Source organism: Alishewanella sp. d11, from assembly GCF_049390205.1.
Lineage (GTDB): Bacteria > Pseudomonadota > Gammaproteobacteria > Enterobacterales > Alteromonadaceae > Alishewanella.
The window spans coordinates 513792-527022 of the sequence record NZ_CP186547.1; the positions used below are offsets into that span (position 1 = coordinate 513792).

Below are 13231 nucleotides of genomic sequence, written 5' to 3' on the forward strand. Positions count from 1 at the left end.
ACCGCAAATTTAAAAAAAATTACCTTCGCTCTGCCTTCTTTGCTTACAAACTGATACTCTTGGGACTTTGTAATAGCTTTATATAGTCGAATTTATGACAACATCTAATAAAAAACTGAGTCTGACCCTTCGTATAGTTATCGGTATGGCCGCAGGTATAGCGGTGGGTTTTTTGTTCCAATTTTTACTTGGCGGTGCAGATGAACGTCACTTGTCCTTACTCGGATTAAGCATCCCCTTAAAAGCCTTTTTTGTGGATGGCGTTTTTCACGTCGGCGGTGAGATTTTTATTGCCAGTTTACGCATGCTTGTCGTACCGCTGGTTTTTGTCTCACTGGTTTGTGGCACTTGCTCATTGTCCGACACCTCAAAACTGGGGCGTCTTGGTGGAAAGTCTATTGGTCTTTATCTCATCACGACAGCAATTGCTATCAGTTTTGCTATTGCTGCAGCCTTGTTAATCGGCCCTGGTGTGGGCGTGAATATGCAAAGCGATGCCAGTTACAATGTGAGTGCAGCACCAACACTGGCGCAGGTTTTTATTAATATTTTCCCGAGCAACCCCATTCAATCGATGGCATCAGGCAATATGCTGCAAATCATTGTGTTTGCGGTTTTGTTTGGCTTAGCGGTGGCGTTATCAGGTAAAACAGGTGAACGTATTGCAGCGATGTTCTCTGATTTAAATGAAGTGATTATGAAATTGGTCACTTTATTGATGAATCTTGCCCCTTATGGCGTATTCTTCCTGATGGCAAAACTGTTTACTACGCTCGGCTTTGCGACTATTGCCAGCTTATTACAGTATTTCCTAGTGGTACTGTGCGTATTAATTATTCATGGTTTGGTGGTTTATCCTGTTTTACTAAAGCTACTTAGCGGACTTGACCCAGTTATTTTTCTAAAAAAAATGCGCGATGCGGCATTATTTGCTTTTAGCACATCCAGTAGTAATGCCACCTTACCGGTAACAATGGAAACGGTTAACAAAAAACTCGGCGTAAAAAACAGTATCTGTTCTTTTACCGTTCCGTTAGGTGCGACTATCAATATGGATGGTACTGCGATTATGCAGGGGGTAGCGACAGTCTTTATTGCGCAAGTTTTTGGGGTAGATCTCACTATTACGGATTTCCTAATGGTTATTCTTACCGCTACGCTAGCCTCCATTGGTACAGCGGGCGTACCTGGCGTGGGTCTAATTATGTTAGCGATGGTGTTGCAGCAAGTTGGTCTACCTGTTGAGGGGATTGCACTTATTATTGGCGTCGATCGATTACTCGATATGACGCGCACAGCAGTTAATGTTACTGGTGATGCCATGGTGTCATGTGTTGTCGCAAAAAGTGAAGGTGAAATGGATTTTGCGGTTTATAATAATCCGCGAGCAGGTGAGAAAGACGAAACCATCGACTTTCATCACTTAAAAGAACGAAGCTAAAGAGCAATATATTTTGTATTAGCATAATGAAATTGGCCAGCTAAACGCTGGCCAATTTTATCGAATAATCCCGAGAAACCCCATTGATCGACACGAAATGGCGTCGGTGGGTAGTTCACACAAAGCTTTATGAGTTCTATACTAATGCCACCGCTTATCTTGCAGCTTTTGCCATAAACTACCGAACAAACTGGCGCTACCCTGCCCCAATTTTTCTGCTAAACCCTTTTTCAATTGATACTTTACCTGCAGCACCTTGCGTTCTTTAATCGCAGCTTGCAGATAATCATCACTCGTCGTCAGCTCATCCACTAAATCTAACGTTAACGCTTGATAGCCAAACCAGTGTTCACCCGTTGCTACCTTGGCTAAATCGAGCTGAGGTCGCTGCTGATGCACAAAATCTTTAAACAACTGATGCGTTTCTTCTAGTTCCTGCTGAAATTTTTCTCGACCTTTATCCGTATTTTCAGCAAACAGCGTCACGGTGCGCTTAAATTCACCGGCAGTAAACTGTTCAAAATCGACGTGATTCTTTTTCAGTAACTTATGAAAGTTGGGTAGTTGCGCAATGACACCAATAGAACCGATGATGGCAAAAGGCGCAGCTAATAATTTATTCGCAACACAGGCCATCATATAACCACCGCTTGCTGCAACTTTGTCTACCGCAATGGTTAGTGGGATGTTTTGCTGTTTGAAACGGTTTAACTGCGATGCAGCAAGGCCATAACCATGCACAACACCACCGCCACTTTCCAATTTTAGTAATACTTCATCTTCAGTATTGGCCACAGCCAGTATTGCACTAACTTCTTCCCGTAATGCTTCTGTTTCTTTTGCGTCGATACTACCGGTAAATTCCAGCACAAACAGCCGTTTTTGTTGTTCTGACGCCTTGCTACTGTTCAGTTGCTTTTGCCATTTTTTGTAAGCTTTTTTATCAAGCAAATGTTCTTGTAATAGCGCTTGTGCATCTTGGTAGCCGTCGGATAGATCGGTGACGGTTAACTGCCCTTTCGGCTGGCGTCCGCGTAAAGCACTGGCGGCGATAAGCGTTACCACAATAGCAAAAGCTAACACCACGGTAGCCGCTTTTGCCAAAAATAAACCGTATTCATACAAAAAGGCCAATCTCTTTCTCCTTCTTTATTTGATAATTAAACCGCAGATGTTAAAAGCAACAGCCCGGCGCATTGCAACCGGGCTGTAGTGTTTCAGGCTGTTATTTAAGATTAATTTCCAGCAATCACACTGGTATTTTGTATGCCAATGCGCTTACCTCGACTTAAGAAGAAGGTCGCAGTTTGGAACTGCATCTCCCCAGTAGCAGCAGCGCTCGCCACTGGACTTAATAACGAAGAATGTTCACCCGCTGTGAAGCGTGTAATGGCGTTGCCAGTTAGATCAAACGCAGGCGCAACAGCAGGGACACTCACAGTACCTAACAAGCGTGCCAAAGGCTCAGTACCCAATAATGGCATCTTGCCTTGGGCTAATGCAGCCGCTGGGTTAAAGAATCCATTGGGAATAGTATCGTCTGGCAAATTAGCATTACCATCACCCACAACAGAAATCATAAACACGGGCGTACCATTTATGCTCAGTTGCTGTGCATAGTTATTTGGATCAGCGCTATCGATAACTGTTTGGGCAGCAAAAGCGAATTGGCTTAAGGTTGCATTAACTCGCTGTTGTTGAGCCACATTGCCTGTCGTCGCAAGGTTGGCTAGATACGCATTTACACTTGGCGCCGCACATCCAGGCCAAGTGGTTGCATTTGCCGCTGTAGGCTGACCACAGTCGGTAGTGGTCGCAATATAGGTTGCAAAATCCTGCGTTAAAGCACCACCAGCACCCAGCATGATATTGGCCTTAATCAGTGGACCAAAACGCACGGAGTCTAGTAGCAAGTTTGCAACTGCACCACCTGGCATTGCCAGTACCGCACTTTCGACTTTAAATGCAGCATCAAGTCTTTCATTACCTGAAGGTGTATTCGCAATCGAGACCATACCCGTACCCGTAATACCCCCTAAAGAATGCCCTAAAAACTGCACGCGACTTAAATCAACCTTGACTCCCGTCATGCTATTTAATGCAAAGCGAAGTGCTAACGTATCAAAAATACTTTGTCTTAAATTATCCCGAGTAACGAGTAGATTGCCCAAGTTCATATAAACCGTTGGGTTAGTCCGCGTTGTTGTAAAATCTAAGGTGCCTGTAGGTGTGTCAATTCTCAGCCCTCGGCTTCCGTGTAATGGATGATCGATAGCAATAGTTGCAAATCCTTGCGAAGCCAAAGTACCCGAAATGGCTAACATACTTTCTTTCGATGCAGTAATACCGTGCTGCATAATAACCACCGGCCATCCTGCCTCAGGCATCGGGATAACTGGTGAGTCTGGTACAGTCATTTGTACATCAACCGTCTGATAGCTATTGATTTTTGGAATGGTATTAAACTTTGTGATGTGTCGGGCTGCATCAACACCTAAGTCCCTTAAAGCACCACCACTGGCTAACTGACAAAAACCGTCATTTTCAGACACCGGCGTTGACGGCTTCATACTGGGCGGCAAGGCGGCAAGCGTCGCACCACTATCGCAACGTGCTGACCAACGTGTATTTAGTGGCGCGGTCGCATTTTCAGTTGAAGGTAAACCCAAAAAGTAAGGTAATCTTAAGGTTCCGCCATATAAACGTGTTATTTGAAAAGCAGGAGAGTTGGCAAAAGCAGGATTAACTTGAGCAACAGTTCTACCCGTATCAACGACTTGCAGCGCACCTGGCGCATAACCCGTTGGCGTAGGTGAAGCCATTAACTGTTTTAACGTAGCAAAAACGGCACCTGTTGATTGTGTGGTGATGGCTGCAGTATAAATAATATTGTCTTTATTTAGTCCGCCATCGCGCACCATGGCATTTTCAAAGCTATTAATTACAGCCTGTAATCCACGCTGCGCAGCGCTACCTAAAGGCAGAGTCGTGATATCTTGTTTTACTAACTCATAGGTTGTCGATGGTTTAATGGATTCGCCTAAGCTATCTTTTAGATTATCGGTCAGCGCAAGTAGATAAGTCGTGGCAGGTTCTAAAGGCTTTAATGGAATAACCGCAACACTATTGCCACTTCCAGCAGAGACAAAGTCAACACCATACTGTAATTCAGCAACAATCTTACATGCCGCGCCTCTTGGCACAGCACGACATTCTGTAGCCGACGAAGCAGGATCACCCATCAGTGCTTTAAACAGTCGAACAGAACCTGGCGCCCGAGCAGAGTCCATATTTAAACTCACATTCGGTGCAAAACTTAAGGCAATAGAAAATGGATTTTGTGTTGACCAGCCATCCAAAGCGCCCAGCGCAACCTGTGGATTGGTGTAATCAGGTGTTGTCCCGCTATCAAGCGTAAGCGTGCCATCTGTTGTGCCTTGAAACACTAAATCATTCGGAACAGATAACTCAGCAGGCGTAGCACTAGGGTTAAACACTACCCGGGAGCTGGGTATAACGGTGCCTCCAGGTTGCGCGGATTCTTCTTTGATATCATCTAACGAGTCACCGCAAGCGGTTAAGCCTAAGGCTACGGCGACAGCAATACTGATTGCCAGTTTATTCATATATACTCCCCTGTCCATCACTGGTATTTTTTATTACAAAGCAAATAATTGCTTTGTTTATTTTAGAAATTGAGTGGCTGCCCTGTTTAACAGCTACGACCAGTTAAAGTTAACTCAAAGTTTTATAAATCGCTAGAGTAAAAACACAGATATCGTGAAGAAAGGTGCAAAAGTGCAGTTTTCGGCGTATGCTGTCGCCGATTTTTTGAGAGAGGTTACGCCAATGCACGCACCGCAAAACTATACTGCGCCAGCAGGCGCGCTAGAAAATAAAGTCATCTTAGTCACAGGTGCCGGAGATGGAATCGGCAAAGTGGCCGCCCTCACCTATGCTCAATATGGTGCTACCGTGATTCTTTTGGGTAAAACCACCAATAAACTCACTGCGGTGTATGATGAAATCGTCGCCGCAGGCTTTCCCGAGCCGGCGATAGTGCCGCTTGACTTAAAAGGCGCGACTAAAAAACATTATCAAGATATGGCCGCAACCATTCAGGCTGAATTTGGGCGTTTGGACGGTGTTTTACACAATGCAGGCTTGTTGGGCGTACTGAGTCCTTTTGAACATATCGATTTGCCGACTTGGCAAGATATTATGCAAGTGAATGTCACAGGCCCTATGTTACTGACTCAAGCTGTGCTGCCGTTACTAAAGCAAAGTGAACATGCTTCAATTATTTTTACGTCATCGGGTGTTGGACGCAAAGGTCGTGCGTTTTGGGGTCCTTACGCAGTATCCAAATTTGCAACAGAAGGCTTGATGGAAATCATTGCCCACGAGTATGACAATACGGGCGTACGCGTTAATTGTATTAACCCGGGCGCTACCCGCACCAAGATGCGTGCTAAAGCTTATCCAGGTGAAGATGCAAAAACATTAAAAACGCCTGCAGACTTAATGTGGCTTTATCTATATTTGATGAGTAACGATAGTGTTGGTATTACCGGTCAGTCACTAGACGCTCAACCAAAATAAATAATCAACCCGGCTTAGCCGGGTTGATGCATTAGAGCCTACGGTGCTTAATCTTTAAACTAGGGCATCTTTAAACTAGCGTTACTAAGGTGCTAAACAGACGGCACTAACTCGTTTTAAACGACTAGCGAGGTGCTAAAATTTCACCGTCATTAGCTTCTGCCCAGGCGTTCCACACGGCAACTTTACTATTGTAATTCGCGATAGCTTGTTCAGTTGCCTCAGCCAACAAGGCTTCAATATCTTTTGCCAGTTTTTTATCTACTTTGTTGGCGGGAACAACCTCAATACCGCGCTCCTGCAAACCTTTTTTCATGGTATGGGTGCGCAGCAAATGAAGTTTACCGTCTTCGACATAAAAATATTGGCTGTCTTTATTCAGCGTTTTAAATTTAGGCTTGATAGGGCGCTTAGTATCTGCAGCCTCATCACTTCCTTCAGCTACCACAACCTCATTAATTTGCTTGTAACCTAATTGCTCAAGCGTGAAACCTTTTTCACGGGCAAAGCGCTCTATTTCATTAATCGCATCGATTTCACTCTGACGCTCTGCTAAAACCGATTGTAAGGTGTGTAATACATCATTTAATTTAGCCAGGGTTAACTCTTTAGCGGCTTTCTTTAGTTCTTTTTTATCAAGTAATAAAGACATATTTTGCTCCTTGTGATTTCTTGAAGCATCATAGCGAATATCATATTTAAATTAAAGAGAAGTATTCAACATATATTCTTGCCACACTCTACATTTCAGATTTTCTCTTCAAATATTTTATCTAAGAAAATACTATTCTTTTAAAGAATGACAGTTTTATTGCCATGCACAAACACTCTATCTTCGGTAATAAAATGTAAGGCTTCACTCAGTGCAGCTTTTTCAACATCTCGACCTGCTTTTTCCATATCTTCTGCACTATAACTATGATCGACAGGAGCGACTTTTTGTTGAATGATCGGGCCTTCATCTAGCTGGTCATTCACGAAGTGCGCTGTTGCACCAATAATTTTCACTCCACGCTCGAAAGCTTGCTGGTAAGGTTTAGCACCAATAAAAGCAGGTAAGAAACTATGATGAATATTAATAATTCGATTCGGATAGTGGCCAACAAAATGCGGGGTTAGAATGCGCATAAACTTAGCCAGAATTAAATATTCTGGCTGATAACCTGCTATCACCTTTAATAAAGCTTGTTCATGCTCACTACGAGTCAGCCCATGATGGCTAACAAAATGATAAGTAATACCAAAGCGCTGTGCTAATTCGGCTAATTCAGGATGATTGCCAACAATTGCCGCAATATCTAACTCAAGTGAGCCATCATACACTTTCATTAAAATATCGCCTAAACAATGCGCTTCTTTAGTGACCAGAATCACCACACGTTTCGCATGACGGGTCAGTAGGCTGCGGCGACTGCCTTCGGGTAACGCACGATCTAAATCCAGCAATAAGGTACTATCATTAAAAATGCCTTCCAGCTCAGTCCGCATATAAAACTGGCCTGTCACCGGATCAACATATTCCGTATTACGGCTAATATTTAATTGGTGCTTGTAGCAGATATTGGTAATTTGGGCGATCAAGCCTTTTGAATCGGGGCACTCGGTTAATAAGATACGCTGTTCCATGGAGTATTTACCTGTTAATCTTGACTAGCGCTATTCTTACAACTTATCCGTCTGGCGTCAAAGGCATTTAGATGGCTAAATATCCAACGTTTAAATAGCCGGTAAAAAGTACACAGAGCAACTTCTCTTGTTGTTTAGTAAACTGCCTTGCATAATACGGCTTACTAAAAATATGCAACAATACAACCCTTTGGATAACACATCACGCGAATGAATGAATATCAATTTAATGTGATTGGCCATATTAAGTCGCCTTACAAGCAAAAATTCGCGATTCCCCGCCAACCGGGTTTAATCCCAGAAGCGTCTGGCCAGTTGGTCATAGCGGCACCTTTTAATGATGAAGCTATCGTCAGGGGAATAGAAGCTTTTAGCCATTTATGGCTGGTATTTGTATTTCACGAAACAGCCGATAAGGGCTGGTCACCGATGGTGCGGCCACCTCGTCTTGGCGGCAATACTCGTAAAGGCGTTTTTGCCACTCGAGCAACCTTTCGACCTAATCCAATTGGCTTATCTGTCGTAAAACTAGACAAGGTTGTTTGGAAAAATGGTCAGCTCATATTAGAGATCAGTGGCTTAGATCTATTAGATGGTACACCTATCTTGGACATTAAGCCTTATTTACCCTACTCTGATGCACTGCCTTCGGCCAAGGGTGGTTTTGCGGATGCCGCGCCAAGTACTGCAATGACGGTGTCGATGTCGGAACAAGCACGTATTTTTTGCCAGCAACAACAACAGCATCCTCATTTACAGGTGTTTATTGAAAAAGTGTTAAAGCAGGATCCAAGGCCGCCCTACAAAAAGCAACGTGAAGGCGAGCAGCACTATGGTATGACCCTGTATGACTTTAATATTAAATGGACAGTTAACGGAGAACATAATCATGTTACTGAAATCACTCAGCTACTTTAGTTTGATGGCAGCCAGCACTGTAGCAATGGCCTTGCCAGATCTACCGGAGCCCGTCAGTAACAATGCGGTAGCCAGCACGAGTATCCGCGATAAAACTTACGTATTGTCAATAACAGGCGTTGGCCAAGGTAAATCAAGTGCTGATATTCATAATAAAGCATGGTTGCATACCGTTGGTGAATTTGGTTGGGTAAGTTTACCACCCGTACCAAGCCAGCAGCGACTGAGTGGCCGAGTGGGCGCCAGTGCAGTGGCACTTAACAATAACTTTTTCATCTTTGGTGGCAGTTTTATCAATACCGATGGTTCAACCATCACCGCCACTGATAGTTATCGATTAGATCCAGTAACACGCCGTTATACCCGTTTAAATGATATGCCGGTTCCTGTCGACAATGCCGCGGCGATTCCTCATCAAAATCGCTATATTTATTTAGTCAGCGGCTGGAGTGATCATGGCACAGTTAATTTGGTGCAGCTGTTTGATAATTTTACGCAGCGCTGGTCACAAGCCACACCTTTTCCCGGTAACCCAGTGTTTGGTTTAGCCGGTGCAATAGCGGCGAATCATTTAGTGGTTTGTGATGGCGTAAAACTTGACTACCCTAAAGATCAACCTCGGCAGTTTACGCCTGCCGCGGCCTGTTGGGTTGGTCAACTCAGTGCTAATCCCAATACCATCAGCTGGCAACCTATTGCCCATCCTACAGAGCAGGCTCGCTATCGCTTGGCAGCAACTACCGTGAACATAAATGGTGAAGAGATGGTGGCCTTTATCGGGGGCAGTCATACCCAATATGCACTTGATGGGAAAACAGCAGCAGGCAAGGCTGCTGAGCCTGTTGCTGACGTGTGGCTATATGCCCCCTTACAACAACGCTGGTTTAAAGGCGCGAATACAGAAGCGGTTATGGATTTACGCGGTGTGGTAGAACTAAACGGTAGCTTTTATAGCTTAGGGGGCATGCTAAGCCAACAGCAAGTTACAAATAAGCCAATAAAACATCAGATTAAACTTCTGCCAGAGTAATTCCGTTGTTAGAATACGGGCAAATTTTTCAGTTTTTGCAGAGAACAGCATGCGCACCAGTCAGTACTTACTATCTACGATGAAAGAGACGCCGGCAGATGCCGAAGTCATCAGCCATAAATTAATGCTTCGTGCGGGTATGATTCGCCGTTTGTCATCAGGTTTATATACTTATTTACCCACTGGCGTGCGTGTTTTGCGCAAAGTAGAGCAGATTGTTCGAGAAGAAATGAACAAGGCTGGCGCAATTGAAGTGTTGATGCCAATGGTTCAACCGGCGGAATTATGGCAAGAATCGGGCCGTTGGGAAAAAATGGATGCGGAGTTACTCCGTTTTGCCGATCGTCACAACCGTGATTTTGTGCTTGGCCCCACGCATGAAGAAGTGATTACCGATGTGGTAAGACGTGAAATCACCAGCTACAAACAATTACCTCTTAATTTATATCAAATTCAAACCAAATTTCGTGATGAACGTCGCCCACGATTTGGTGTGATGCGTGCTCGCGAATTCTTAATGAAAGATGCTTATTCTTTCCATTTAAGTCAGGAATCTTTGCAGCAAACCTATGATGCTATGTATAGCGCCTATTGCAATATCTTCAATCGTTTAGGACTGGATTATCGCCCAGTTTTAGCGGATACCGGTGCTATTGGAGGCAGTGTATCTCATGAATTCCATGTGCTTGCCTCTTCAGGTGAAGATGCTATCGCCTTTTCCGACAGCAGCGATTATGCCGCCAATATTGAAATGGCTGAAGCAAAAGCGCCTGCTGGGGCTCGCCCAGCGCCAACAGCCAAGATGACTGAAGTCGCCACTCCCAATGCCGGCTCCGTTGCTGAGGTGGCCGCGTTCTTACAAATCGATGCAGCACGCATTGCGAAAACCTTGTTTGTAGTGGCGGCAACTGAAGACGATAAACCAAGCTCCTTAGTCGCCTTAGTCTTACGTGGCGATCATGAGTTAAATGAAGTTAAAGCAGAAAAACTAGCACAGGTGGCAAGTCCTTTACAGTTTGCTAGCGATGAACAAATTCGTGCTTTACTCGGTGCGGGAGCAGGCTCAGTGGGCCCTGTCGGTATTAGCGTACCGGTTATTGTTGATCGGAGTGCTGCTCACCTGGCGGATTTTGTCGTAGGTGCCAATAAAGACGGTTATCACCTAACAGGAGTAAACTGGGACCGCGACATTACGCAATACCATGTTGCAGATATCCGCAATATCGTCGAAGGCGATCCTAGCCCTTGTGGTTTTGGTAATTTGGTGATTAAACGCGGTATTGAAGTCGGTCATATCTTTCAGTTGGGAGATAAGTACTCGCAAGCATTAAAAGCGGGCGTACTGAACGAAGAAGGTAAACATCAAATCATGACCATGGGCTGTTACGGCGTTGGTGTATCCCGTATTGTCGCAGCAGCTATTGAACAAAACCATGATGAACACGGTATTATCTGGCCTGATGCTATAGCCCCCTTTCAGGTTGTGTTGATCCCAATGAATATGCATAAATCTGTGCGTATTGCTGAAGCCACCGAGCAACTTTATCAGCAACTGACCGCAGCGGGTATAGAAGTGTTGTTTGATGATCGTAAAGAGCGTCCAGGGGTAATGTTTGCCGATATGGAATTAATCGGTATCCCTCATAGCATCGTTATAGGCGAGCGTAATTTGGATTCTCGTGAAGTCGAATATAAAAACCGTCGTACAGGCGAAAAGCAGTTGTTAGCGCTCGATAGTGCAACCTCGGTAATTCAAGCCTTGTTAGCGAAATAATAAGTGTGATGTGTTAAAGCAAAAGGCCGCGCGGCGGCCTTTTTGTTTGCTGGCTGTAAGTTTTAGCCTGAGTTAAGCCAGAACAAGCAGCGTTTTTATCCTTTTAGCGGAATTTTAATATAACGCTGACCATTATCTTCTGCTTGCGGCAGTTGTCCGCCTCGAATATTAACTTGCACAGCCGGGTAAATCAGTCTTGGCACTGCTAAGGTCTTGTCACGCGCTTCGCGTTTTGCAACAAAGTCGGTTTCCAAAGTATCCGCTTTTACATGAATATTATTGGTTTTTTGCTCTAGCACTGTGGTTTTATAGCGTAGCTCACGACCATTGGGCTGATAATCATGGCACATATAAATAACCGTTTCGGCGGGTAATTGATAAATCCGCTGAATAGAGCGAAATAAAATATGAGCATCGCCTCCGGGAAAATCGCAACGCGCTGTGCCAGAATCGGGCATAAACAGCGAATCCCCTACAAATAAGTTTCCCGCAATCAGATAACTGACACTGTCATTGGTGTGTCCTGGCGTGTTAATTACGGTTGCTTGCAAGTTACCAATCTTAAATTGCTCATTATCCGCAAATAGCTGATCAAAATAATCGCCTGTTGCTTGCAGCTCGGTATCTGCAATATTGAAAACGACTTTGAAAGTTTGCTGTACTTTGCGGATCCCCTCACCGATCCCGATAGTTGCTCCGGTTTTTTGTTTAAGATAATGCGCAGCAGAGAGGTGATCAGCATGGGCGTGTGTTTCTAAAATCCACTGCAAGGTAAGGCCATTGGTTGCCAAATAGCTCAGCAGTTTATCAGCATCTGCTGTGCTGACTGCACCTGCGGCCGCATCATAATTTAAGACCGGATCAATAATAGCTGCCTGCTTAGATTGTAAATCTGCGACAACATAACTGAAGGTTGAACTGTCATGATCAAAAAACATTTCAATATGCAAAGATTGCTGCGCCATACTTAACACCTAAAATTAGTGAATGCTAAATTTTAGTTGCAGCTTAGCGAAAAGCCGCCTAGAATGCAAACAAGTTATAAGCTTATTCCATAAAAGAATAAAGGGGTGATATGGTCGCATTATTAGGCGCTCTAATTATTGGCTTAAGTTTGGGGTTATTTGGTTCTGGTGGCTCTATTCTTACCGTACCCGTATTACTCTATTTACTAAAGATGCCAGCGGATATGGCCATTGCGTCTTCACTGCTGATTGTCGCGGGGATAAGCCTGTTAGGATCGGTGCAAAATGCTTGGCAACAACGCATCAGCTGGCGTCATGTATTGTGGTTTGGTATTCCAGGCATGCTGGGGACTTATGGCGGAGCGTGGCTAGGTACCCTTGTCGATAGCCGTTGGCAGCTGCTCTGTTTTTCCATCTTGATGTTAGTGGCTGCCGTTATGATGTGGCGTAATCGACAAACGAATACCGCCAACCAATATCCGTTTAATCACGCCAAAGTGATTGCAGATGGTCTTATTGTTGGCGCTATTACCGGTTTCGTTGGCGTGGGTGGCGGTTTCTTAATTGTCCCGGCGTTAGTGTTGATGGGAGGTCTGCCCATCAATATCGCAGTGGCCACTAGCCTTAGCATTATTGCGCTAAAGTCATTTGCTGGTTTTGCAAAGTATTTTGTGAGTTTTAGTGCTGCAGGCCAAAGTTTTGACTGGCAAGTTATTGGCATTATGATCGTGGCCGGATTATTAGGCACTTTTGCTGGTAACTGGCTCGGTCAGAAATTACCCAAACAACAACTACAGCGTGGCTTCGCGGTATTTTTAGCCATCATGTCTATGGTCGTAATAACGCAATCTGTTCTATAAACCTTACTGGAGTTA

At 44.4% G+C, this 13231-nt stretch carries 11 protein-coding genes; 6 read left to right on the forward strand and 5 right to left on the reverse strand.

Features of this window, described 5'->3' with window-relative positions:
- Positions 1 to 94: 94 nt before the first annotated feature.
- Positions 95 to 1441 carry a dicarboxylate/amino acid:cation symporter gene (locus ACO1PK_RS02515; protein WP_423187110.1) on the forward strand — a complete coding sequence of 449 codons (1347 nt, stop codon included), beginning with the start codon at positions 95 to 97 and terminating at the stop codon, positions 1439 to 1441.
- A gap of 141 nt (positions 1442 to 1582) precedes the next feature.
- On the opposite strand, the gene sohB is transcribed toward ACO1PK_RS02515, so the two are convergent.
- Both sohB and ACO1PK_RS02525 read right to left on the reverse strand, forming a co-directional pair.
- On the reverse strand, positions 1583 to 2575 hold the full coding sequence (gene sohB / locus ACO1PK_RS02520) for a protease SohB (protein ID WP_423187111.1): 993 nt from the start codon (positions 2573 to 2575) through the stop codon (positions 1583 to 1585).
- Between the two features lie 101 nt (positions 2576 to 2676).
- A complete protein-coding gene (locus tag ACO1PK_RS02525; protein ID WP_423187112.1) occupies positions 2677 to 5067 on the reverse strand; it encodes a VolA/Pla-1 family phospholipase in 2391 nt (796 codons plus the stop codon).
- A 223-nt stretch (positions 5068 to 5290) separates the two neighbouring features.
- Here ACO1PK_RS02525 and ACO1PK_RS02530 point away from each other — a divergent pair, with 223 nt between their 5' ends.
- The gene (locus ACO1PK_RS02530) at positions 5291 to 6043 is read left to right on the forward strand and encodes a YciK family oxidoreductase (protein WP_423188261.1); all 753 of its coding nucleotides are present in this window, start codon (positions 5291 to 5293) and stop codon (positions 6041 to 6043) included.
- A 124-nt stretch (positions 6044 to 6167) separates the two neighbouring features.
- Here the strand turns inward: ACO1PK_RS02530 and ACO1PK_RS02535 are convergent, their stop codons facing one another.
- A complete protein-coding gene (locus ACO1PK_RS02535; RefSeq protein WP_423187113.1) occupies positions 6168 to 6695 on the reverse strand; it encodes an H-NS histone family protein in 528 nt (175 codons plus the stop codon).
- 140 nt (positions 6696 to 6835) lie between these two features.
- Positions 6836 to 7669, reverse strand: a complete 834-nt coding sequence (gene purU, locus ACO1PK_RS02540; RefSeq protein ID WP_423187114.1) for a formyltetrahydrofolate deformylase — start codon at positions 7667 to 7669, stop codon at positions 6836 to 6838.
- A 210-nt stretch (positions 7670 to 7879) separates the two neighbouring features.
- Here purU and tsaA point away from each other — a divergent pair, with 210 nt between their 5' ends.
- From tsaA to ACO1PK_RS02555, 3 genes are read left to right on the forward strand one after another with little or no spacing between them, the layout of a single operon-like run.
- Positions 7880 to 8587 (forward strand): tRNA (N6-threonylcarbamoyladenosine(37)-N6)-methyltransferase TrmO, encoded by a 708-nt coding sequence (gene tsaA / locus ACO1PK_RS02545; protein ID WP_423187115.1) that lies wholly within the window; start codon positions 7880 to 7882, stop codon positions 8585 to 8587.
- A complete protein-coding gene (locus tag ACO1PK_RS02550; RefSeq protein WP_423187116.1) occupies positions 8559 to 9617 on the forward strand; it encodes a Kelch repeat-containing protein in 1059 nt (352 codons plus the stop codon). The genes tsaA and ACO1PK_RS02550 overlap by 29 nt, the downstream gene beginning before the upstream one ends.
- Before the next feature lie 49 nt (positions 9618 to 9666).
- Positions 9667 to 11391 (forward strand): proline--tRNA ligase, encoded by a 1725-nt coding sequence (locus tag ACO1PK_RS02555; protein ID WP_423187117.1) that lies wholly within the window; start codon positions 9667 to 9669, stop codon positions 11389 to 11391.
- 95 nt (positions 11392 to 11486) lie between these two features.
- Here ACO1PK_RS02555 and ACO1PK_RS02560 read toward each other — a convergent pair whose 3' ends face one another.
- Complete coding sequence (locus tag ACO1PK_RS02560) at positions 11487 to 12356, reverse strand: MBL fold metallo-hydrolase (protein ID WP_423187118.1); 870 nt, start codon at positions 12354 to 12356, stop codon at positions 11487 to 11489.
- 110 nt (positions 12357 to 12466) lie between these two features.
- On the opposite strand from ACO1PK_RS02560, the gene ACO1PK_RS02565 reads away from it, so the two are divergent.
- On the forward strand, positions 12467 to 13216 hold the full coding sequence (locus ACO1PK_RS02565) for a sulfite exporter TauE/SafE family protein (protein WP_423187119.1): 750 nt from the start codon (positions 12467 to 12469) through the stop codon (positions 13214 to 13216).
- Positions 13217 to 13231: the final 15 nt, after the last annotated feature.